Raw genomic sequence first — 21056 nt, 5'->3', positions numbered from 1 at the left:
GCCGGCGCTACTCAGCCGGCTTTCGCCTGACGTACAGCACTTTGTGGACGCGAGAAACGACCGTTCCTGCCTCATCCACAATATCGATATACCACTCCGGCAGGTACTTGTCGCCGTCAGCGGTGGCTTCGCGTATTTCATCAAGACGCGCATTGGTCAGCTCGAAGTGGGCCTTTACCACGCCCTTGCCGGGGCGGATAAAATCAATACTCGCGGACTTGTCCCACACGATGTAATCGTTGCCCAGTCGGCGCATCAGTAACAGCATATACATTGGGTCAACCATGCTGTAGAGAGATCCGCCGAAGTGCGTGCCCACGTAGTTGGTGTTGTACCAGTGCTGACGCATTTCCACCGTTGCAGAGCTGAAGTCATCAGCAATGTGAGTGACTTTAATACCTGCCCCCAGATAAGGGGCGAAAGTTGAGAGCACTCGGCGCATGGCGCCGGCACTGGCAAACCAGCGGCGAATCGTCGAATTCATGGCAACATCCAAACGGTTGAGAATCAGTTTCACGACTGTGTAGCTGGCTATCTTCTTACAGCCACACCGCGTTTTCAACGAAAATTCATACGACCGTTTGAATTTTTTAGACTGGAAACATCAAGGCTTCACATCGAACCACTGGGGATAGTTCAGCAGGCAGTACAGCGCGAGCATGTCGTATACCGCATGCCAGACCATCACCAAGGGCAGGCTGCCCCAGAACTGGTAGGCACCACCAAGAATCAGTCCAAGACCCGTTGCCACCAGAAAATAGGTAAACGACACGTAGTGCACCAACCCGAACAACACAGAGGCCGCCAGCAAGGCTGTCCAGGGCCCGGTATGCTGCAGTAGCCAGCCCTGCACCGCTCCACGGAACAAGAGCTCTTCCCCCACCCCGGCGAGCACGCACAAGGTCAGCAATACCGGCCAGCGATAACTCGCCGCGAAGCGGTAAAGGGCCTGCATCTGCGAGCCGAGATCATCAGGAAACAGCCAGGAGAGCTGGGTGAATAGCAATAGCACAAGGTAGGTGATGCCAGCGCCCAGGCTACCATAGAGCAGGGTTTCCAGCAGATTCAAGTTGTTCAGCATTAATGGAATATCGAACAACCAGATCGCAAGCCAGCCCACCAAACCAATACCGCCCTGAAACAGCAGGGCGGCGGTGGTGGATAGTTTGGCGCGACCTTGGGCCATAACTCAGTTTTCGAACAGACCCTTGACCGGGAACAGGTCGTCGTAGGCGGGCGCCTGCTTCTGGGCCTTGGCCTGGAAGGATTTCATCATGTCCGTGGGGCGGAACATGCCAGACTGCCATGTGGCCATGTAGCGGAGGCTGTCTTCTACGCTGTGATCGCGACTGAAATTGATCATTTCCTTGCAGCCGGTCACCGCCAGCGGCGAATTGGCAGCGATCTGGGCGGCAATGGACATCACGCCCTCAAGCATCGCTTCCTGAGTCTCGTATACCGAGTTCACGAAACCCAGGCGATAGGCTTCTTCAGCACCGAATTTGCGGCCCGTATAAGCCAGCTCACGCACCACGCCCTCAGGCATCAGTTTAGGCAGCCGCTGCAGCGTGCCCACATCAGCTGTCATGCCCAGCTCGGTTTCCTTGATGGTGAAATAGGCATCGGAGGTGCAATACCGGCTGTCAGCAGCGCACACCAGGTCCAGAGCCCCACCAATACAGCCCCCGTGCACGGCAGCAAGCACGGGCAGACGTACTTTCTCCAGAGAGCTCAGAGTATCCTGCAGCTGCAGTACGACTCTTCGCAGGTTCTCCGCCATACGGCCAGGATCACCACTCATGGGCACGGATTTCGGATCCGAGAACACGCCCAGATCCATGCCTGCGGAAAAGTGCTTTCCAGTGGAGGAGATCACAATCACCCGGGCATCGGTATTGGCTTCAATGTCCTGAACGCAGCGCGGCAGCTCCAGCCAGAATGCCTTGTTCATGGTATTCAGCGCCTCGGGGCGACTGAACTGAACGTGGGCGATGTGGTCTTTTACTTCAATATTGAAACTTTCGTAGTTGGCGAGTTCAGACATGATGGATCCCGTATCATCTGAGAGCATGGTTTCGTATTATTAGGGTGCACATTACCGCGAAACGAGGCACGATGGAATTCACTTTCCTTGGCACATCGGCCGGAACACCAACCCGGTCACGCAACGTCACCGGCCTGGCGCTTTGCCTTTCGGGGCCCAAACCCTGGTATCTGGTGGACTGCGGTGAAGGCACCCAGCACCAGGTGATGCGCACACGGTATTCGGTGATGCAGTTGCGCGCCATTTTCATCACCCACATCCATGGTGATCATATCTTCGGGCTACCGGGCTTGCTTACCAGCGCTTCCATGCTGGGTCGCACCGAGCCTCTGGACATCATTGCGCCGCCACAGGTACGCCGGTTTATCGATACGGTCATCGAAAACAGTGACTCCAGCCTGAGTTATCCGTTGAACTTCATCAACTCGGAAGCTCCGGGTTTTTACTGGCAGGATGACCATTTGGGTGTTACCAACGTGGCGCTTTCGCACCGGGTACCTTGCCGGGCCTACGTATTCACAGAGCGGAACCTGGAACGTCAACTCCAGAAGGAGAAACTGGTTGCTGATGGCATCGAGCCTGGCCCTGAATGGGGCGACCTGCAGAAAGGCAAAGATGTTCTACTGGATGACGGGCGCCTGCTGCGCAGCGACGACTACACCCAAATCCCGAGAACCGCGCGAAACATCATTGTCGGCGGTGACAACGACACCCCGGAACTGCTGAAAGATGCCTGCCAAGGCACCCACGTATTGATTCACGAGGCCACCTACACCCAGGATGTCGCAGACCGCGTTGGCCCCTGGCCACAGCACAGCTCGGCGCAGCAGGTGGCCCGGTTCGCGCAGGAGGCAAAGCTGCCCAATTTGGTACTCACCCACTTCAGCTCCCGCTACCAGTCCGCCCCGGGTGGCAGCCCTCATATCAACCAGCTCGCCGCCGAGGCGTTGCAGCATTACACGGGCCACCTTTTCCTGGCCCGGGATTTTGACACCTACCGTCTGGAGAAAGACTTCCAGCTACACAAAGTTGATCACAGCTAATCAGTCGCTATTCTGGCCTGGCGGCAGTACCACCCATTCAGGGTCTTCAAATTCACCCAAAGGCCGAATCTCAACAAACGGAGCGGCGCTTTTAATGATCTCCGCGATCCTCGGGTCCTTCCGGGCATCCATGGCATCGCGGTCGGCCTTGCTGTCCCAGCTGGCGATAGCGATCAACTTGTTCGGCTCACCAATCTTTCGGTGTAGTTCGGTACCACGGGCACCGGGCGCCTGCTGAATCAGCTCACTGGCCCGGACCCAGGCATCGGCATACTCCTCAGCAGAGTGCCCGTCTTTCACCGTGACCTCGAAAATATACTTCATCGCATCCTCCTCACTCCTATGGATCTTCGTGGTTCGCTGAGCCTTGCGGTAGACTGGCCGGACATTCACAGGGAAGTCACCAATGTCCGCACCGCTTGTTTTTGCCATCGTCGCCATCGCCCTGATTGGTGGCTCACTGTTTTATTTGTTCTTCTACCGCAACTGGCGACGGCGGCGCGAACTGCAACAGCCCTTCCCTGTGTCCTGGAGGCACCACCTTCAGGATAACGTGCCGCTCTATAATCGGCTCTCCGACAGCCACAAAACCCGACTGGAGAATTTGGTTCAGCTCTTTATCTCGGAGAAGGAATTCTACGAATGTGCCGGTTTTGAAATCGATGACCGGGTGCGAGTGACCATTGCCGGCCATGCTTGCCTTTTACTGCTTGAACGCGGATTTTACGAATACGATGACGTCAAAAGCATCCTGGTCTATCCCGACATCTACCGGGTAAAGGACACCGAAAGCGATGGCCTGGTGGTCAGCGCCAGTGACGAAACCCGGGCCGGAGAGGCCTGGTCCCACGGCCGGGTAATTCTGGCCTGGAGCCAGTGTGAACAAGCCATCGCCAATCCTCATGGCCCGCACAATGTGATTCTCCATGAATTCGCCCATCAGCTGGACTACCTGGATGGCACTGCGGACGGTGCGCCACCACTGAGTGGCGATGACGCTGCACGCTGGCAGGAAACCATGACCGAAGCCTGGGACCACCTGCAGCATCGGCTGGAACACCACCACAAACCCTGGCTCGATCCCTACGGCGCCACCGAGCCGGCCGAGTTTTTCGCGGTGCTGACCGAGGCCTTCTACCAACAACCGCAGCACTTGAAACGTGAACAACCTGACGTCTACGCTGCCCTGTGCCGTTTTTACCGGATCGACCCGGAGCACATGCGTGCCTGCGAGCCTTGATGATCAGCCGCCTAGGCCGTTTCCCTTGACGCCGAGACGATCCAGGTAAAGATGCAGCTCTTCCTCGCTGATATTCACGTATTCCAGTACCCGGCCATAGAGCATCACGGTAGGCACATTACGCCCGCCTAACTCCTTCTGGGTCTCACTCAGGACGTAAAGTATCGTCCGTTCCGTTTTTGTGAGACCATCCCGCGCATCGGGGATTACCTCGTCTATTCCGCGTAAACTGCTCATATTTCTGAATCCGGTAAGCTGCCCATGGAAATCAAAGTCAATTATCTCGACAACCTGAGGCTTGAGGCCAAGTTTGACGATTTTACCGTCGTCTCAGACCAGCCCGTCCGCTACAAAGGCGATGGCTCGGCGCCCGGCCCGTTTGACTACTTCCTGGCCTCATCTGCCATGTGCGCGGCTTACTTTGTAAAGGTTTACTGCAACGCCCGGGATATTCCCACAGATAACATCCGCCTGTCGCAGAACAACATTGTAGACCCGGAAAACCGCTACAAGCAGATTTTCAAGATTCAGGTGGAACTGCCGGAAGACATTTCGGACAAGGACCGCCAGGGCATCATCCGCTCCATCGACCGTTGCACCGTTAAAAAAGTGGTGCAAACCGGCCCGGATTTCCAGATTGAAGTGGTGGAAAACCTGGACGAAGACGCCCAGGCCCTGCTCACCGCTGCCCCGGGCGGCGACGGCAACACCTATATTGAGGGCAAGGATCTGCCCCTGGAGCAGACCATTGCCAACATGACCGGCATCCTCTCAGATCTGGGCATGAAGATCGAGATTGCCTCCTGGCGCAACATTGTTCCCCACGTGTGGTCTCTGCACGTGCGCGACACCGCGGCCCACATGTGCTTCACCAACGGCAAGGGTGCCACCAAGGAAGCCGCCCTGTGTTCGGCCCTGGGTGAGTTTATAGAGCGGCTGAACTGCAACTTCTTCTACAACGACCAGTACTTCGGCCAGGACATCGCCAACAGCGAGTTCGTGCACTACCCGAACGAAAAATGGTTCCAGCCAGGCCCGGAAGGCGAGTTGCCGGACGGCATTCTGGATGACTACTGCCTGAAGATTTTCAATCCGGACGGCGAACTGCTGGGCACGCACCTGTTCGACACCAACTCGGGCACGCCCGAGCGTGGTATCTGCAGCATTCCGTATGTGCGTCAGTCAGACGGAGAGACAGTTTACTTCCCCTCCAACCTGATCGAGAACCTGTACCTGAGCAACGGCATGAGCGCCGGTAATACCCTGCAGGAAGCGCAGGTACAGTGCCTGTCAGAAATCTTCGAACGGGCAGTCAAGAAAGAGATCATTGAGAACGAAATCGCCCTGCCGGATGTTCCCGAGAGCGTGTTGGCCAAGTACCCGGAGATTGTCGAAGGTATCAAGGCCCTGGAAGAGCAGGGCTTTCCGGTACTGGTGAAAGATGCCTCCCTGGGCGGTCAGTTTCCGGTGATGTGCGTCACCCTGATGAACCCCAAAACCGGCGGTGTGTTTGCTTCCTTCGGTGCACACCCCAGCTTCCACGTTGCCCTGGAACGCAGTCTGACCGAGCTGCTGCAGGGTCGCAGCTTTGAAGGTCTGAACGACCTGCCGGCGCCCACCTTCAACTCCATGGCGGTGACCGAGCCCAATAACTACGTTGAACACTTTATCGATTCCAGCGGCGTGGTGTCCTGGCGCTTCTTCAGCGCAAAATCCGACTACGATTTTGTGGAATGGGATTTCTCAGGCAGCAACGAAGAAGAAGCCGACACCCTGTTCGGCATCCTCGCGGACATGGGCAAGGAATGCTACATGGCGGTGTTCGAAGACCTCGGCGCTCCGGTCTGTCGAATCCTGGTGCCGGGCTATTCCGAGGTGTATCCGGTGGAAGACCTGGTGTGGGACAACACCAACATGGCCCTGGAATTCCGCGAAGACATCCTCAACCTGCACCGTTTGAGTGAAGACGAACTGGCCAATCTGGTACAGCGCCTGGAAGAGGCCGAGCTGGATGTGTACATGACCATCGTCACCCTCACCGGCATCGAATTCGATGAAAACACCGTGTGGGGCCAGCTCACCATTCTGGAACTGAAACTGCTGATCTACCTGGCACTGGGCGAGCTTGAAGAGGCCCAGGAGCTGGTGGAGATGTTCCTGCAATTCAATGACAACACCGTTGAGCGCGGCCTGTTCTACCAGGCTATGAACGCGGCCCTGGAAGCCACGCTGAACGACGAACTGGAGCTGGATGATTACCTCTACAACTTCCGCCGTATGTTTGGCGACCCGGTGATGGATGCGGTGGTCGGGTCTATTGAGGGGTCGGTGCGCTTCTTTGGCCTGGAAGAAACCGGCATGGACCTGCGAGGTCTGGACCGGCACCTGAAGATGATCGAGAGCTACAAGAAGCTGCACGCGGCCAGGGCCCGCAAAGCCGGCGTTCAACGGTAAGCATTGGCCGTCTGATCCCCCGTGTGAACTACCTGCTTGCCAATCACCCGAATGGCCCCTGGCCGGCAGGTCGCCCTAAACGGGGTTTTGCCGGCCACGTCGCCATCCACCGTTACCGTCTTGGCGCGGGTGGTTTCTACGTGGCACCACTTGCCCTTGATCTGGATGACGGTACTGGTTCGGCGCGGCGTCTTGCGATTCAGGCGTACCATCAGAAATGCAAGTAACAGCTGCGGCAATGGGCGTGGTTTAACGGCAATCACATCCAGCAAGCCGTCATTGGCGGAAGCCTCCGGTATTTCGTGGCCGCCGCCGAAATAGGCACCCGTGGCAACTGCAATGGATAGCCAGCGGCCATCCAGGGTGGAGCGATCCGTGCGGATACGTGCGTGAAACCCCCGCTGGGCGCCCAGCTGCCGGAAAAGCGTGGCAACGTAGCTGAATTGTCCAAGGAACTTTTTAGTAGGCGAACTGGCCTGGCGCGAAGGTAGGGTGCCCAGGCCAATGTGGGCCACGTTGAGATAGATGCGGTCATCAAACTCCGCCACATCAATCATCTCGGTGCTACCGTCCGCCACCAGACGGGCCACCTCTGCCGGTTCAGACGGAATACCCAGGTTGCGAGCAAAATCATTAGCGGTTCCCGAGGGAAGAACCGCGAGAGTCGCGCCGGTGCGCAGGCAAAGACCGGCCACACCGTTCACAGTGCCATCCCCACCCGCGGCCAACAGTACGTCGTTGCCAGTCACCAGGCGCAGCCACTGTTCAGCCTCATCCAGCCTGCACTCGGTTACGTTCTCGATGCCCTGCTCGCGCAGATAGGGCAACCAGAAATCCGCATCCCGGCAGCCATCACCGGAACCGGGGCTATCCACCAGCCAATACGCCATACCATTCCCTCTGGAGAAAGAAACTGTCCCCTTCATTTGATAGCATGGCTGATCGATTTCTTCATGCAGGAAGCATTACCGTATGGCAACGCGCATTACTCTCCATTACTGCACCGGCTGTAACTGGATGCTGAGATCCGCCTGGATGGCGCAGGAACTGCTGACCACCTTCGACGGCATGGTCGACGAGCTCACCTTGAAACCCGGCTCCGGCGGCATCTTTGAAGTCTGGGCAAACGATACCCGAATCTGGTCCCGTAAGGAGCAAGGGGGCTTCCCGGATATCAAGCAACTGAAACAGCTGGTGCGGGATCAGATTGCCCCGGAGCACTCACTGGGGCACTCAGACAAGCCGGTGTAGTACATCTACGAGGGTGGCTACCCGCTCCCGCATCTTTTCGCTACCATACGCCACCCTCAAAACGCCCGCCCGCTGTGCCAGGCCCGCCTGCAGCTGCTGTTCGCCAGAGGTGATCCAGTTGATTTCTGCAGAGGCTTTCCCGTGTCCATCAATGCCTTATACACCGACTTGTCGGGCTATTACGACCTGATGTGTGCCGATATCGATTACCCGGCCCAGAGTCGCGGGGTTCAACGATTACATCAGCTATTTGGCAATGGCGGCAGGCGTCATCTGGATCTGGCCTGTGGTACCGGGCCGCACATCCGGCATTTCCTGAACCTCGGTTACCAGTGCGAAGGGCTGGATATTAATCAGCCCATGCTGGATGTAGCCGAGGAGCGTTGCCCGGAAGCCGTCTTCAGTGTTCGGGATATGTGCGAATTCCGGTTTGATAGTCCATTTGATCTGATTACCTGCTTCCTGTACTCCATTCATTACAGCGATGGTATCGAGAAGCTTCAGGGCTGTATCGAAAGCGCCCACCAGGCGTTATCAGCCAACGGATTGTTCTGTTTCAATGCCGTAGACAAGACCCGAATCAACAACAATCTGTATGTCTGTCACTCCGCCCGGCACGATGGCAGTGAGTTTACCTTTAGGTCTGGCTGGCATTACGTTGGCGGTGGTGAACGGCAGTCGCTCCGGCTGAGCATTGATCGCACCACCAACGGCATCAGTGAATCCTGGCAGGATGAGCACCCCATGGTAGCACTGAGCTTTCGGGAGCTGGCCGCCCTGTTGGAGCCCTGGTTTGACGTGACCATCTTCGAACACGACTACGAACGCATCGTGCCCTGGGATGGCGAATCCGGAAACGCAATCTTTGCCTGTGTAAAGCGTTGAGCGTTACCGGAGTTCACTGAGAGTAATAGAGGCTAGTGCTTCATGCCGGCATGGTCGTTCATCGCCGGGGCACCGTCCAGTGGACGCACCATCAGTTCGATATCCAGGTCTTCCGCGGCATCAAAATCCAGTCTTACCGGAATTTTCTCGCCCTCAACCAGGGGCTCGGGCAGCTTTTCCAGCATCAGGTGATAGCTGTGAGGTTTTAGCTCTACGGTTTCTCCGGCGGGTATCACCAGGCCGCCGTCTACCGGCTGCATGCGCATCACGCCCTCATGCATGGAGGTTTCGTGGATGGAAACATGGCCGGCTCTTGGCGTTTCTGCGCCCACCAGAGTGATAGCCTGATCACTGTGGTTGGTGATGGTCATATAACCCACGCCCATCGGGGTGCCAGGCGGTGTTGGACGGCTCCAGGGGTGGTCGATTTGTATTGGACGGCTCTGGTGGTGGTTACCGTGTCCGTGATCAGCGGCAAATGCGGCCGGGGCGAACAGGGCTGCGCCCAATGCCAGAGCAATCAGGGGTTGTTTCATTCGGCGTTCCTTGTTTTCTGACAAATATCACTACTGTAGCGGCCGGCTCCGACCACTTCAAAGCCATCAGGAGCGACGAATGGTCGCAGGGATATTGTCCGTGTTTGCCGTGTCAGTGAGCACCTGACGAACGTCTGCCATAGGCACCGGCCGGCTGAAATAGTAACCCTGGAAGCGCAGGCAGCCCATTTTGATCAAGGCCTGGGCCTGAGCCTGCTCTTCTACACCCTCAGCGATCAGACTCATGTTGTGGCTGCGGGCAATGGCGACGATGCTGCGCACCATATTGGCGGCTTTTTCATCTTCAACAATACCGTCCACAAAGCTTTTGTCGATTTTAAGCTCATCCAGAGGTAACTGGCGCAGCAGGCTGAGGGAAGAATAGCCGGTTCCGAAATCATCCATGGCCAGGCGTATACCGTGGCTTCTCAGGTCGCAGATAGTTTGCAGCACCTGATCGAAATTGCCCATGAACAGCGTTTCGGTAATCTCCAGAACCAGAGAGGACGGCGAGACATCGTGGGTTTTCAAGGCGTTCAATACTGTATCCACGAAGCCTGGCTGGCAGAACTGAATCACCGAGATGTTGATGGCCAGATCCAGCGGCTGTTTCACCTTGTCTATCAATTGCCGGAATTCCCTCAGGCTGGTGTCCAGCACGAAGTTACCCAGAGGAATCATCAGGCCGCTTTTCTCGGCCACATCCACGAATTCTGCCGGCGAAACGAATCCCAACTCTTCATCCTGCCAGCGCACCAAAGCCTCCAGACCAATGGTTTCGCCTGCATCGTTCACCTGCGGTTGGTACACCATATAGAGAGCATGAGAGGCCAGGCCATAGCGCAGCCTCTGTTCCACGTTCAGCCGCCGTAGATAAGCGGTTTCCATTTCTGCCTTGTAGACGCAGACGGCATTCCGGCTTTGTTTGGCCTCATACAACGCCAGGTGGGCACTACGAATCAGCTTGCTGAGGGAGTCTCCGTCTTCGGGGTACCGGGCCACCCCGACACTCGCGCCCACCTGCAGACGAAGCCGGCCCACTTCGAAGATTTGGGCCAGATCTTCTACCAGTGCCCGGCAGGCATCGGTCAACGAGGGGATGTTGGTATTGGGGGTAACGATGGCGAATTCATCGCTCCCGAGCCTCGCCAGATCGTCGTGTCGTTCCGCCAACCGCTCAAGTCTTCGCCCAAATTCCACCAGGGTGTGATCCCCGTACTCCAGCCCAAAGCGGTCATTGATGCCACTGAAGTTATCAATGTTGATCACCACCAGACTGAACGGCCTCGCCTGAGAAAGCCTGCCTTCCAATCGATCCAGGAGCCCGGCGCGGTTTAACAGGCCGGTGAGATCGTCATGTCGAGCCCGGTACAGCAACTCTTCCCGACGCTCTCCCTCGGCACGATCAATAACCCGGAACAACAGGTAGAGCAACCAGGCACCCAGTACAAAGCCAATCACGTAGGGTACGAGGGTACCCATAAAATCGCGGTAAAGAGGGGCAAAACGCGTCTCGGACACTGTCCAGATCTGATACCGAGCGTCGAAGGTGGCGGCTGTCAGATAATCTCGCTGGTCGCGGGTCATATGAAAAGAAACCGCCTCCGGACTGGCCATGATATCGGCCATGGTCTTTCCGGTTCCCTCCTCGAAATCACGCCGCTGTGCGCTCAAACGCTCCTCGTTGACCTGCGAGGCAGAATATCGCTCAGGCGTTGCGCCCTCTCGCGACATAAACTGGACGTATTTGTCTGCCTCCCGAAACAGGATGACACTGTCCTCGGGACCATCGTGCAGATCCTGCCCAAGAACTGAACCTTCGGCACCGATCTTCAGTCCGGCCGTCATTACTGCAACCACAGAACCATCGTCCGCTCGCAAGGCCTTTCGTATCGGGATCAACCAGGCACCGAGCGCATCCATATAATAAGTACGCCCTACCACCATCACATCCGACTCAAGGGCTTGCCTGAAACCTTCTGCGGTACTGGGGTTCTCCAGGAGATTGGGCAGGCGGCTGGTGTCCATATTGGTGCTGATACGAACCAGCGTGCCGTCCGGGCGAGCCAGGCCAAAACCTACGAGGGCCGGGTTAACCGAAAGGATATTGTCCAATAAAGGCATTTCCCTCCGCTCTTCCAGCGGTTCGCCACTGTCGAGGAGTTCGCGCCCCACGACATCAAGCACCAGCTCCTGAGTCCGGAACAGACTGTGAACGGATTGGGATATGAGCTCAGCTCTGGACAATTGATGCGCAGTTTCATCAGACAGGGTCTCCCGCCAGCGCTGCTGGAGAGACACCCCTAAAAGCGCAACGCCGACGATTACGATCAGAAAATACAGCGTCCAGATATTGCTTTTCAGAGCCGCCAAGTAGTCAGTCCATTTGTCCCGGTGAATGGGTTAATTTCGCTAACCATGATTATAGGATGACGTTGCAAATACGCACCCTGTTTTGACACAACCTTACCAAAAAAGATGATGCCAAAAGGAACTTTGCCGTCGTTATCCAGACAATCTGTTCATCTGGCGTTCATGCCGGATAGGGTTTACTGAGGCTAGAATCAAAATCAAAGCCAACGGCAACCAGGCGGAAAAGGAGCCAGACAATGAATGTAATGTCAGTGCTGAACCAGATCATGAACCAGGCCCAGGGCGGTCAGTCCCGCCAGGGCAGCCAGGGTGGAATGGACGTAAACCAGATGATGGGCAACCTTGGCAGCCAACTGTCCGGAGGTAAAGGCGGCAGTGGCATTGATGTAAAAAGCCTGTTGGGTGGCGGAGCACTGGGATTGATGCTGGGCTCCAAGCGTGGCCGCAAAATGGGCGGCAAGGCACTGAAGTATGGCGCCCTGGCCGGTGTCGGCGTACTGGCATGGAAAGCCTATCAAAACTACCAGAGCACCAATCAGGGCCAGGCACAGCCCGCCCCGGTGCAACAGGGCCAGCCCCTTGAGCAGTTGCAGGGAGCTGACCAGGAGCGTCGTGGACTGGAAATTCTCCAGGCCATGATTATGGCCGCCCGCGCCGATGGCCATATCGATGCCAATGAAAGACAACTACTGACTCAGGAGATCGAGCGGCTGGGCCCGGACGACGAACTCCAGGCCTGGATCCAGCAACAGTTCGATGCGCCACTGGATGCCAGCGCTTTGGCACGCAACGCCGATTCGCCCCAGGCAGCCCGGGAAATCTACGTCGTCAGCGCCGTGATGATTGACGAACAGAACCCGATGGAGCGTGCCTGGCTCGAACAACTGGCCGGTGCCCTGAAGATAGAACCCAATCTGGCCAAAGAACTGGAACAACAAGTGCTGGCTGCCAGTTAATCAATCACAGCAGACGGCACCGGACTCCCCGGTGCCGAATCCAAGTCAGGCCTTCTTAACAAACTCCGACTTGAGCTTCATGGCCCCCACACCATCAATCTTGCAATCAATGTCGTGATCGCCATCCACCAGGCGGATGTTCTTGACCTTGGTTCCCACCTTCACCACCAGGCTGGAACCCTTCACCTTCAGATCCTTGATTACGGTGACGGTATCGCCATCCTGCAGCTCATTGCCATTGGCATCACGAACCACCTTGCCTGCTTCAGCCGCTGCCTGCTCGGCCTCCGTCCATTCATGGCCGCACTCCGGGCACACCAGCTGAACGCCATCTTCGTAGGTGTATTCAGAACTGCACTTGGGGCAAGGGGGCAACTGAGACATTATCATTTCCTGTTAACTGAATGAGCACAGGATTATACCACTATTGCCCCGGCGCCACCCTCGCCAGAATGTCCGGGTTCTCCGACAACGGCAACGCCAGAATCACCCCTTCATTCGAAGCCGGAAAAATGCCCGTCAACGCTGTCACATTCACCTGGTGTGAGACCATCACCACCGGCATGCCGGGCCCAAGGGCATTCACCAAGTTGATGGTTTCACGGGTCTGTTGCGGGCCATCGCCCCGGTTGCGAAAAAATGAATTCAGAGCCGGCCACTCAGTCACTGGCCCCATATTCATTTCCTGGGCGGTCTCAAGACATCGACACCACTGGCTGGAAAACACCCTCGCCTCATCAATTCCATGTTCTGCCAGAAACGCTTTCCACGCCCGGGCCTGCTCACGCCCCGTGTCGTTCAGGTTCCTCTGGGTACTGCAATCTCCGAGCACAAACCCGACTGGATCACCGGTGCCTGGAGCCAGGGCATGACGCAGCATCAAAACGGCTCTCCCCTCTCTAAGGGCAGCCCAGGCGTCCTTTTCTGAGGCATGGGTTTGAGAAAACCCAAAAGCGCCGATGGCCATCAAACAAAACACAAACGCTTTCATAATGATTCCTCAAAGACTCCGTCAGCGCGCATATCGCGGCGGTATCACCAGTGCCAGATCTGTGTCATTGGGGGCTACTTTCCAAAAATTTCGAAGGCCATGGATGGCCTGAGAGAAGCGCACATGGATGTGCTCGTAGCGGTTTTTGGAAAGTAGCCCCCAATGACACAGGCACCCAATGTCTTACCGCCTAATAGCCAATACGCGGAACCAAACTAACAGGCTCACCCCATGAAAGGTTAAACTGACCACCAGCCAAACCAACGAAGGAAAACCGAAATGCCAATCTGGGTCGACGCCGATGCCTGCCCCGTTCCCATCCGGGAAATCCTCTGCCGTGCCGCTACCCGCTGGCAAATCCAGACCACCTTCATCGCCAACCACGCCATCAGCCTGCCACCAAGCCCACACATCAGCCGCCGGCAAGTCCCCCACGGTTTCGACGTTGCAGACAACGAAATCATGGACCAGATGAGCAAAGGCGATCTGGTGATTACCCAGGACATTCCCCTGGCCGCCGAAGCCATCGAAAAAGGCGCCGACGTCTTCAACCCCCGTGGGCAGGCCTTCACCAAAGAAAACATCCGCCAGCGCCTTGCCATGCGCAACTTCATGGAAGAAATGCGCAACGCCGGCCAGGTAACCGGCGGGCCGGCCCCATTCAGCCAGGGAGATCGAAAAGAGTTTGCCGACCAACTGGACCGGTGGCTGCAAAGAAACGCCCGCAAGTGAAAATGATTCTGTTTTAAAAAACGAAAGAATCCGCTACCCTTCCCGCCTCTGACAACCAGACAGCAGAAGGAAGCGGAACATGACCACACGCGCCCAGCACACCAGCAGCTTTGCCGCTCTCGGCCGCCTGCTTCGATACGCGCGTGGTTACCGGCGCCAGATCATCGCCGCCACCACCTGCTCCATCATCAACAAGCTCTTCGACATTGCCCCGGAAATACTGATCGGCGTCGCCATCGATGTAGTGGTGAACCAGGAAGAGAGCTTCGTTGCCGGCCTGGGCTTTGAGACTGCGCAGGAGCAGATCACCATCCTGGCGGTACTCACCTTCTTCATCTGGGCTGGTGAGTCGCTGTTTGAGTACCTGTTCCAGATTCTCTGGCGCAACCTGGCCCAGCGACTGCAGTCCGATCTCCGACAAGACGCTTACGAACACGCCCAGCGTCTGGACATGAGCTTCTTTGAGGCCAACAGCTCCGGACAATTGGTAGCCACCATGAACGACGATGTAAACCAGCTGGAGCGTTTCCTGGATGGCGGCGCCAATGCCATGATTCAGGTAGCGGTTACCGTAGTGGCTGTGGGTGCCGTATTCTTTGTGCTGTCGCCACTGATTGCCCTGTTGGCGTTCACACCTATTCCCCTGATCATCTGGGGTGCCTTCTATTTCCAGCGCAAAGCCAGCCCGCTGTACGCAGACGTAAGGGAGAAAGTGGGCGACCTGTCCAGCCGCCTGGCCAACAATCTGGGTGGTATCGCCACGATCAAGAGCTTCACCGCCGAACAGCGGGAAGCAAAACGCCTGAAGGACGCGAGCGAAGCCTATGTTGATGCTAACCGCCGCGCCATTCGTATCAGCTCCGCATTCATTCCGGTCATTCGAATGGCCATTCTGGCCGGCTTCCTGGCCACCTTTACCGTTGGCGGTATGATGGCGCTGGAAGGCAGCCTGAACGTGGGCGCTTACGGGGTGCTGGTGTTCCTCACCCAGCGACTGCTCTGGCCCCTGACCGGCCTGGCGGAAGTGATTGATCTGTTTGAACGGGCCATGGCCAGTACCCGACGGATTCTCGATCTGCTCGCCGAACCGGTAAACGTCCGGGATGATGCCGGCAAGTCCCTGGAACAACCCGTTCGCGGAAAGGTCTCATTCAACCAGGTGAGCTTCCGTTACGCCGGCAGCGGCGCAGGCATACAGGACATTACCCTGAGCGTTCCAGCAGGCAATACCCTCGCGTTGGTGGGGGCGACCGGCTCCGGCAAGTCCACATTGATCAAGCTGTTATTGCGGTTCTACGACCCCTCCCATGGAGACATCCGGATTGACGGCCAGCCCATTCGTGGGGTGAGCCTGAAGTCCCTGCGCGATGCCATTGGCCTGGTCAGCCAGGATGTCTACCTGTTTGAGGGCAGCATCCGCGACAACCTTGCCTATGGCAAACCCGATGCCAGCGAAGAAGAGATCATTGATGCCGCTCGTACTGCCGAGGCCTGGTCCTTTATTGAGGCGCTACCGGAAGGCCTGGACACTCCTGTTGGTGAACGAGGCATTCGCCTGTCCGGCGGCCAGCGTCAAAGGCTGTCCCTGGCCCGGGCGCTGCTGAAGAATCCACCCATTCTGGTTCTGGACGAAGCAACCAGCGCCGTGGATAACGAAACCGAAGCCGCCATTCAGCGCTCACTCAAGCGCATTGGTCATAACCGCACCGTCATTATGATTGCCCACCGGCTTTCCACCATTGTGGATGCGGACACCATTGCCGTGGTCGAGAATGGCCGGATTGTTGAGGAAGGCGATCACGACAGCCTGATACGCAATAACGGAGCCTACGCCGCGCAGTGGCGCGTGCAAACAGGTCAGGCGTGACAAGGTAATTCTGTTTACCACTTATTATTGATAGGTATTCGCATTTAGATTATCCTGCCAGCCACAGAAACAGGGGAATCTGAATGTCCGCGTTTTTTGATGTCCGCGATCTCGCCGTTCACATTGGTAGCACGGCTATCCTTCATAACATTAACCTGGCCTTTAACGAAGGCCAGGTGACCGCCCTACTTGGCCACAATGGCTCGGGCAAATCCACTTTGTTAAAGACACTAGCCAGGCAGATTCCAGCCAGTACCGGTGAGGTCCTGCTTGAAGGTGAAGTTGCCAAAAGGCTGGGGGCCCGTGCTTTCGCCCGGATTGTCGGCTACCTGCCCCAGCACCCGCCGGGCACCGATGGCCTGACCGTCCGGGAACTGATCGCGCTGGGCCGCTACCCCTGGCGAGGCCCGCTTGGCCGCTACAGCGATGCGGATTACGCGCTGATTGATCAGGCGATTGCCGACACAGACCTCAAACCTTTTCAACACCGCTCTGTCGATACCCTCTCCGGTGGCGAGCGCCAACGCGCCTGGATTGCCATGTTGCTGGCCCAGCAAACACGCTGCCTGCTGCTGGATGAACCCATCTCCGCCCTGGATGTAAAGCATCAGGTGGAAACGTTGCGCCTTGTGCAGCGACTTGCCAGCCAGCGCGAATTGACCGTGATTGTGGTACTGCACGATGTCGATCTGGCTTCCCGCTTCTGCGACCGATTAGTGGCCCTGAAAGCGGGCCAGGTGGTGGCCGATGGCACGCCGGCGGAGATCATGGACAGCCAGATTCTGGAGTCCATCTACAGCGTTCCCATGGGCGTGATGGAGCGGGCACCGGGGCAATGGGTTTCCTATGTCCATTAACTCGAACGCCATGATGCTTGGCGCCCTGCTTCTTCTGCTGCCGATTGCGGGAACGGCTCAGACCTGGCAACACGAAGGCGGCACACTAACCCTGGAAGAGCCCCCTGAACGCATTATCGCACTGAACTGGGCCGCCACCGAGACACTGCTATTACTGGGTATCACCCCCGTTGGCGTGGCTGACAAGGCTGGCTACCACACGTGGGTTCAGGAGCCGGAACTGCCTGACGGCGTCGCCAATGTCGGCACCAGGGTCGCGCCCAGCCTGGAGGCAATTGCAGAACTGAAACCCGACCTGATCGTCACCAGCACCGAAATGGCTCCCGCGGCGGAACTGTTGGAGCGAATTGCGCCCACCTACGTCATCAGCGTGTATAAAAAAGACGCCCGTCCATTCGACAGGGCCCGGGAAATGCTGATAACCCTGGGCGAAATCACCGGCCGGATCGACCGGGCCGAATGGGTACTGGCCGATATCGAACAAACCCTGAACCAACAGCGGAAACGACTGGAGCAAGCCGGCATCACCGACAAGCCGGTTGCCCTGGTGAACTTTATGGATGACCGCCATGTCCGCATCTATGCCCCCAACGGTCTGTTCCAGACTGCCCTGGATAACCTTGGGCTTACCAATGCCTGGTCAGATCCAGGCAACTACTGGGGGTTTTCAGCCATAGGCCTTGAATCTGTGGCAGATGCACGAAACAGCCGCATCGTGGTGATAGAGCCACTGGTTCCGGGCCTGGCTGACAGTCTGGCTAACAGTCCTTTCTGGACCTACCTGCCACCGGTACAGAACGACGAGATCTACCGGATTCCCGCTGCCTGGCCTTTTGGTGGGGTTTATCCGGTGAAGCGCCTGGCCATTGCCCTGACCAACGCTCTGATTGAAGGGGGCAGTGACAATGTCCGCCGTTGAATCCGTTCTCCACACTGTCAGTCGCCCGACGATTCCCGCCAGGCTTCCGATTGCGGTCGCGCTACTCTGGCTTACCGCTTTCAGCGCCAGCGCCTTACCCTGGTTCGACCAACTGCACTTTTCACAGCTTCTCGCCGCTTTCTTGACCTTTGATGGCAATCAGTACGCCTCCGTTCTGGCCCACTTCAGCTGGGCACCGAGGGTCTCCATCGCGATACTGATTGGCTGCGCACTGGGATTGGCAGGAGCTGTTACCCAGCAGGTACTTGGCAACCCATTGGCCTCACCCACTACCCTCGGGGTCGAAGCCGGAGGACAGTTCGGTGTTACCTTTGCCACCCTGTTTGCACCAGGTTTGCTGGCTTTCAGCCCTGATCTTGCCGCAGTAGCCGGTGGCTTGCTCGCCATCGGCCTGGTAATAGTGCTCACATGGCGGCTTGGCTTCTCACCTGTGACCGTGATTCTGGCCGGGCTGGTGGTGACCTTTTTTCTCGGCGCCATCAACATGGCCTTCCTGCTTCTGAAAGGTGAGTGGCTCGGTAATCTGTTTATCTGGGGCGCGGGATCTCTGGTACAGAACAACTGGACCCCATTCTTTGATCTGCTTCCCCGGGTGCTGGTTATTGCCGCGCTCATGCTGGCCCTGATGCGCCCGCTACAGCTGCTTCAGCTTGGTCAGGCCTCAGCAGATTCGCTGGGAGCAAAGGTGTCGTTACTTCGCGCCGCTGCACTTTTCCTGGTGGTGCTTATGAGCTCCGTGGTGGTGAGCCGGGTTGGTCTTGTCGCATTTGTTGGCCTGGCAGCACCAGTATTGGCAAGACTGCTGGGCGCCAGAACACTGACCGAACGGCTGTTCTGGAGCACACTGGCTGGTGGCGGCCTGCTGTTACTGGCGGATACTCTGGCCCAATGGGCGACTGCCTGGGATGGCGGCTCGCTGGTGCCGACCGGTACCACCACCGCTCTCATTGGCGGCCCGGTTATCCTTCTGGCGCTTCAGGGGTTCCGAAACACTCACCATATGCCTGACCAGGGCAACGGACCTGCGGGCTTTCTGCCGCGCCGCCGAAGCCCGCTGTTGGTTGCCGGAACTCTGTGCTCTCTGTTAGCCCTGACGATCATTCTTTCCATGAGTTGGTCTCCGGGTCTTGAAGGTTGGAACTGGACCCCGTTGGCGCAGTGGACAGACGCCTGGGTATGGCGAGGCCCAAGATTGATGGCTGCTATCCTTGCGGGCATGGCTCTGGGTATGGCCGGCACCCTGATTCAGCGGATGACCGGCAACCCCATGGGCAGCCCGGAGCTGCTGGGCATCAGCGGCGGTGCAGCGTTGGTGATGGTGGTTATGGTCCTGACAGGGCTTGAGATTGGCCGGCTTGGCCAACTGGCGGCGGCCACGGCGGGTGCCGCCGGCGCTCTGGGCCTGTTACTGTTGCTGGCCCGCAAGCACCAGTTTGCGGGCAACCAGCTGTTGCTTGGCGGCCTGGCACTGTACGTTTTCATGGATGCCGGCCTGAGACTGGTGATGGCCTCTGGCGGCACCGTTGCAGCACGCCTGCTGAACTGGATGTACGGCTCCACCTGGCTGATCTCGGAATCCGAAGCCATCGGTTTACTGGCACTGGTGGTAGGCCTTTCGACCTTGCTCTTGCTTGCCCTGCGACCGCTCACACTGCTGCCTCTGGGCGAAACATCCGCCTCTGCCCTGGGACTGCGGGTGCCACGGGCGCGACTTCTTCTACTGGTGCTGGCTGCCGTGCTGACCGCGGCGTCGACTGTAGTGATCGGGCCATTAAGCTTCGTCGGGTTGATCGCCCCGCACCTGGCCCGGGTACTGGGACAACAGACCGTGGGCCGGCAAATGCTGGTCGCAGCCCTGGCAGGGGGCCTACTGCTTTCACTGGCCGACTACCTGGCCCGGGTTCTGGTGTATCCCAATCAGCTACCCGCGGGGCTGCTGGCCGCCCTGGTCGGCGGCTTGTACTTCCTGTGGGGGCTAAGCCGTCATGGTCGCGGCTGAGACAGCAACGCAATGGCTGACGGATTACCACAATCTGTTGGCCCGCCACGGCCTTGACGCTACCACTCTGATGGACAGCGCACTGACACCCGCCAACCGCGAACAACCCGCGTTGTTCTCCCTGGCCCAGCTACTGGCAAATCCAGACCTTCTGCAACAACAGGTCCTCAAGGACTATCAGGATGCCGATCATCCGCGACTCCGCAAGGCGCGGCTTTCTGTCCTGCACCAGAGCCTGGCACTTCAGATTATCGGACCATTGGTGATCCGGCTGTTCAGGGATGGCAGCAGTGCTGCACTCGATCCCCGGCGGGTTTTCCTGTGCCCGACAACATCAACACCAGCGGACCCGTCTCGCTGGCAATATGCGGCCAGTGAACAGGAGATCCTGGAGCCTGAGGCGTTCATAAGAATTCTCAGTGAGCAGATGCAAGACTGGTACGGTGTGTTCCGGCAGCATTTCGGGGTTAGTCCAGGGGCCTACTGGAGCAGTGTCGGGCTGGCGTTGGGTGCGCCCTATTCGGTGGTGTGGAACCGGGTTAATCCGGCAGAGTTGTGTAAACAGGCCGGTAGCTGGCTGGCGCAGTTCAAATGCGAGGCCAACCGATACATTGACTGGATTCCGGCAGAATTCAGCCAACAGTGGTGTGCCATCCCTCAGCGCAAAGGGTGCTGCCTCAAATATTTATTGCCCGGAGGCGGCTATTGCGGAACATGTGGGATCTATCGGAAAGAGCGGATCAGCTAGCTCCGACCATCGAAACCAGTATCACTCCCAACGCAATCAATCCTATGACGGCACCTGAACCTGCCGCCAGCTTCAATCCATCGAGTATTTCCTGTTCCGGATTCATGCTCACTCTCCTTGAGGCTTGATCAACAAAAACC

The 21056-nt window shown here is 57.6% G+C and carries 22 protein-coding genes; 12 read left to right on the top strand and 10 right to left on the bottom strand.

What is annotated here, in order from left to right; genetic code table 11:
* Positions 1 to 7 precede the first annotated feature (7 nt).
* The 3 genes from OZ656_RS05205 to OZ656_RS05195 form a co-directional block, all read right to left on the bottom strand.
* Complete coding sequence (locus OZ656_RS05205) at positions 8 to 484, bottom strand: DUF4442 domain-containing protein (protein ID WP_222448460.1); 477 nt, start codon at positions 482 to 484, stop codon at positions 8 to 10.
* A gap of 120 nt (positions 485 to 604) precedes the next feature.
* Positions 605 to 1186 (bottom strand): CPBP family intramembrane glutamic endopeptidase, encoded by a 582-nt coding sequence (locus OZ656_RS05200; RefSeq protein ID WP_272998965.1) that lies wholly within the window; start codon positions 1184 to 1186, stop codon positions 605 to 607.
* A gap of 3 nt (positions 1187 to 1189) precedes the next feature.
* Entirely contained in the window at positions 1190 to 2044 is an 855-nt protein-coding gene (locus OZ656_RS05195) for a crotonase/enoyl-CoA hydratase family protein (RefSeq protein WP_272998966.1), read from the bottom strand.
* A gap of 71 nt (positions 2045 to 2115) precedes the next feature.
* Here OZ656_RS05195 and OZ656_RS05190 point away from each other — a divergent pair, with 71 nt between their 5' ends.
* Positions 2116 to 3087: a ribonuclease Z gene (locus tag OZ656_RS05190; RefSeq protein ID WP_153741257.1), complete on the top strand. Its 972-nt coding sequence runs from the start codon at positions 2116 to 2118 to the stop codon at positions 3085 to 3087.
* Here the strand turns inward: OZ656_RS05190 and OZ656_RS05185 are convergent, their stop codons facing one another.
* A complete protein-coding gene (locus tag OZ656_RS05185) occupies positions 3088 to 3411 on the bottom strand; it encodes an antibiotic biosynthesis monooxygenase (RefSeq protein WP_022992939.1) in 324 nt (107 codons plus the stop codon).
* 82 nt (positions 3412 to 3493) lie between these two features.
* Between OZ656_RS05185 and OZ656_RS05180 the strand changes: the two genes are divergently transcribed.
* A complete protein-coding gene (locus OZ656_RS05180) occupies positions 3494 to 4327 on the top strand; it encodes a zinc-dependent peptidase (RefSeq protein WP_278349965.1) in 834 nt (277 codons plus the stop codon).
* A 3-nt stretch (positions 4328 to 4330) separates the two neighbouring features.
* On the opposite strand, the gene OZ656_RS05175 is transcribed toward OZ656_RS05180, so the two are convergent.
* Positions 4331 to 4564 (bottom strand): hypothetical protein, encoded by a 234-nt coding sequence (locus OZ656_RS05175; protein WP_219194215.1) that lies wholly within the window; start codon positions 4562 to 4564, stop codon positions 4331 to 4333.
* Positions 4565 to 4588: 24 nt separating this feature from the next.
* Here OZ656_RS05175 and OZ656_RS05170 point away from each other — a divergent pair, with 24 nt between their 5' ends.
* Positions 4589 to 6781: an OsmC domain/YcaO domain-containing protein gene (locus tag OZ656_RS05170; protein ID WP_278349964.1), complete on the top strand. Its 2193-nt coding sequence runs from the start codon at positions 4589 to 4591 to the stop codon at positions 6779 to 6781.
* Here OZ656_RS05170 and OZ656_RS05165 read toward each other — a convergent pair.
* Positions 6772 to 7671, bottom strand: a complete 900-nt coding sequence (locus OZ656_RS05165; protein ID WP_278349963.1) for a diacylglycerol kinase family protein — start codon at positions 7669 to 7671, stop codon at positions 6772 to 6774. The genes OZ656_RS05170 and OZ656_RS05165 overlap by 10 nt on opposite strands.
* Before the next feature lie 82 nt (positions 7672 to 7753).
* On the opposite strand from OZ656_RS05165, the gene OZ656_RS05160 reads away from it, so the two are divergent.
* Together OZ656_RS05160 and OZ656_RS05155 are read left to right on the top strand one after the other, a co-directional pair.
* Entirely contained in the window at positions 7754 to 8032 is a 279-nt protein-coding gene (locus OZ656_RS05160) for a SelT/SelW/SelH family protein (protein WP_278349962.1), read from the top strand.
* A gap of 141 nt (positions 8033 to 8173) precedes the next feature.
* Positions 8174 to 8917, top strand: coding sequence for a class I SAM-dependent methyltransferase (locus OZ656_RS05155; protein ID WP_222197950.1), 744 nt, complete (start codon positions 8174 to 8176; stop codon positions 8915 to 8917).
* 32 nt (positions 8918 to 8949) lie between these two features.
* Here OZ656_RS05155 and OZ656_RS05150 read toward each other — a convergent pair whose 3' ends face one another.
* Both OZ656_RS05150 and OZ656_RS05145 read right to left on the bottom strand, forming a co-directional pair.
* Complete coding sequence (locus OZ656_RS05150) at positions 8950 to 9453, bottom strand: copper chaperone PCu(A)C (RefSeq protein ID WP_278349953.1); 504 nt, start codon at positions 9451 to 9453, stop codon at positions 8950 to 8952.
* Positions 9454 to 9519: 66 nt separating this feature from the next.
* Positions 9520 to 11826 carry a bifunctional diguanylate cyclase/phosphodiesterase gene (locus OZ656_RS05145; RefSeq protein WP_273030282.1) on the bottom strand — a complete coding sequence of 769 codons (2307 nt, stop codon included), beginning with the start codon at positions 11824 to 11826 and terminating at the stop codon, positions 9520 to 9522.
* A gap of 236 nt (positions 11827 to 12062) precedes the next feature.
* Between OZ656_RS05145 and OZ656_RS05140 the strand changes: the two genes are divergently transcribed.
* On the top strand, positions 12063 to 12782 hold the full coding sequence (locus tag OZ656_RS05140) for a tellurite resistance TerB family protein (RefSeq protein WP_278349954.1): 720 nt from the start codon (positions 12063 to 12065) through the stop codon (positions 12780 to 12782).
* A gap of 45 nt (positions 12783 to 12827) precedes the next feature.
* Here the strand turns inward: OZ656_RS05140 and OZ656_RS05135 are convergent, their stop codons facing one another.
* The gene (locus OZ656_RS05135) at positions 12828 to 13166 is read right to left on the bottom strand and encodes a zinc ribbon domain-containing protein YjdM (protein WP_011785654.1); all 339 of its coding nucleotides are present in this window, start codon (positions 13164 to 13166) and stop codon (positions 12828 to 12830) included.
* A gap of 40 nt (positions 13167 to 13206) precedes the next feature.
* On the bottom strand, positions 13207 to 13749 hold the full coding sequence (locus OZ656_RS05130) for a histidine phosphatase family protein (RefSeq protein ID WP_236043539.1): 543 nt from the start codon (positions 13747 to 13749) through the stop codon (positions 13207 to 13209).
* A gap of 303 nt (positions 13750 to 14052) precedes the next feature.
* Between OZ656_RS05130 and OZ656_RS05125 the strand changes: the two genes are divergently transcribed.
* The 6 genes from OZ656_RS05125 to OZ656_RS05100 all read left to right on the top strand — a co-directional run bounded on the left by OZ656_RS05125 (position 14053) and on the right by OZ656_RS05100 (position 20916).
* Positions 14053 to 14505, top strand: a complete 453-nt coding sequence (locus tag OZ656_RS05125; protein WP_011785656.1) for a YaiI/YqxD family protein — start codon at positions 14053 to 14055, stop codon at positions 14503 to 14505.
* Positions 14506 to 14584: 79 nt separating this feature from the next.
* The gene (locus OZ656_RS05120; RefSeq protein ID WP_278349955.1) at positions 14585 to 16372 is read left to right on the top strand and encodes an ABC transporter ATP-binding protein; all 1788 of its coding nucleotides are present in this window, start codon (positions 14585 to 14587) and stop codon (positions 16370 to 16372) included.
* An 83-nt stretch (positions 16373 to 16455) separates the two neighbouring features.
* On the top strand, positions 16456 to 17229 hold the full coding sequence (locus OZ656_RS05115; protein ID WP_278349956.1) for an ABC transporter ATP-binding protein: 774 nt from the start codon (positions 16456 to 16458) through the stop codon (positions 17227 to 17229).
* Complete coding sequence (locus tag OZ656_RS05110; RefSeq protein WP_199451875.1) at positions 17219 to 18148, top strand: ABC transporter substrate-binding protein; 930 nt, start codon at positions 17219 to 17221, stop codon at positions 18146 to 18148. Before OZ656_RS05115 ends, OZ656_RS05110 begins: the two co-directional genes overlap by 11 nt.
* The gene (fhuB, locus tag OZ656_RS05105; protein ID WP_278349957.1) at positions 18135 to 20168 is read left to right on the top strand and encodes a Fe(3+)-hydroxamate ABC transporter permease FhuB; all 2034 of its coding nucleotides are present in this window, start codon (positions 18135 to 18137) and stop codon (positions 20166 to 20168) included. Before OZ656_RS05110 ends, fhuB begins: the two co-directional genes overlap by 14 nt.
* Complete coding sequence (locus OZ656_RS05100) at positions 20155 to 20916, top strand: (2Fe-2S)-binding protein (RefSeq protein WP_023007958.1); 762 nt, start codon at positions 20155 to 20157, stop codon at positions 20914 to 20916. The genes fhuB and OZ656_RS05100 overlap by 14 nt, the downstream gene beginning before the upstream one ends.
* The last annotated feature ends 140 nt before the right edge of the window (positions 20917 to 21056 follow it).

The sequence above is a fragment of the Marinobacter sp. LM1 genome (assembly GCF_042763285.1).
In the GTDB taxonomy this organism is placed as follows: domain Bacteria; phylum Pseudomonadota; class Gammaproteobacteria; order Pseudomonadales; family Oleiphilaceae; genus Marinobacter; species Marinobacter nauticus.
This window is presented reverse-complemented; position numbering and strand designations above follow the sequence as displayed.

Excerpts from the sequence above, each read along its gene's own strand:
- OZ656_RS05205 (WP_222448460.1), bottom strand. The coding sequence starts at position 484 with ATGAATTCGACGATTCGCCGCTGGTTTGCCAGTGCCGGCGCCATGCGC.
- OZ656_RS05200 (WP_272998965.1), bottom strand. The coding sequence starts at position 1,186 with ATGGCCCAAGGTCGCGCCAAACTATCCACCACCGCCGCCCTGCTGTTT.
- OZ656_RS05195 (WP_272998966.1), bottom strand. The coding sequence starts at position 2,044 with ATGTCTGAACTCGCCAACTACGAAAGTTTCAATATTGAAGTAAAAGAC.
- OZ656_RS05190 (WP_153741257.1), top strand. The coding sequence starts at position 2,116 with ATGGAATTCACTTTCCTTGGCACATCGGCCGGAACACCAACCCGGTCA.
- OZ656_RS05185 (WP_022992939.1), bottom strand. The coding sequence starts at position 3,411 with ATGAAGTATATTTTCGAGGTCACGGTGAAAGACGGGCACTCTGCTGAG.
- OZ656_RS05180 (WP_278349965.1), top strand. The coding sequence starts at position 3,494 with ATGTCCGCACCGCTTGTTTTTGCCATCGTCGCCATCGCCCTGATTGGT.
- OZ656_RS05175 (WP_219194215.1), bottom strand. The coding sequence starts at position 4,564 with ATGAGCAGTTTACGCGGAATAGACGAGGTAATCCCCGATGCGCGGGAT.
- OZ656_RS05170 (WP_278349964.1), top strand. The coding sequence starts at position 4,589 with ATGGAAATCAAAGTCAATTATCTCGACAACCTGAGGCTTGAGGCCAAG.
- OZ656_RS05165 (WP_278349963.1), bottom strand. The coding sequence starts at position 7,671 with ATGGCGTATTGGCTGGTGGATAGCCCCGGTTCCGGTGATGGCTGCCGG.
- OZ656_RS05160 (WP_278349962.1), top strand. The coding sequence starts at position 7,754 with ATGGCAACGCGCATTACTCTCCATTACTGCACCGGCTGTAACTGGATG.
- OZ656_RS05150 (WP_278349953.1), bottom strand. The coding sequence starts at position 9,453 with ATGAAACAACCCCTGATTGCTCTGGCATTGGGCGCAGCCCTGTTCGCC.
- OZ656_RS05140 (WP_278349954.1), top strand. The coding sequence starts at position 12,063 with ATGAATGTAATGTCAGTGCTGAACCAGATCATGAACCAGGCCCAGGGC.
- OZ656_RS05135 (WP_011785654.1), bottom strand. The coding sequence starts at position 13,166 with ATGTCTCAGTTGCCCCCTTGCCCCAAGTGCAGTTCTGAATACACCTAC.
- OZ656_RS05130 (WP_236043539.1), bottom strand. The coding sequence starts at position 13,749 with ATGGCCATCGGCGCTTTTGGGTTTTCTCAAACCCATGCCTCAGAAAAG.
- OZ656_RS05125 (WP_011785656.1), top strand. The coding sequence starts at position 14,053 with ATGCCAATCTGGGTCGACGCCGATGCCTGCCCCGTTCCCATCCGGGAA.
- OZ656_RS05120 (WP_278349955.1), top strand. The coding sequence starts at position 14,585 with ATGACCACACGCGCCCAGCACACCAGCAGCTTTGCCGCTCTCGGCCGC.
- OZ656_RS05115 (WP_278349956.1), top strand. The coding sequence starts at position 16,456 with ATGTCCGCGTTTTTTGATGTCCGCGATCTCGCCGTTCACATTGGTAGC.
- OZ656_RS05110 (WP_199451875.1), top strand. The coding sequence starts at position 17,219 with ATGTCCATTAACTCGAACGCCATGATGCTTGGCGCCCTGCTTCTTCTG.
- fhuB (WP_278349957.1), top strand. The coding sequence starts at position 18,135 with ATGTCCGCCGTTGAATCCGTTCTCCACACTGTCAGTCGCCCGACGATT.
- OZ656_RS05100 (WP_023007958.1), top strand. The coding sequence starts at position 20,155 with ATGGTCGCGGCTGAGACAGCAACGCAATGGCTGACGGATTACCACAAT.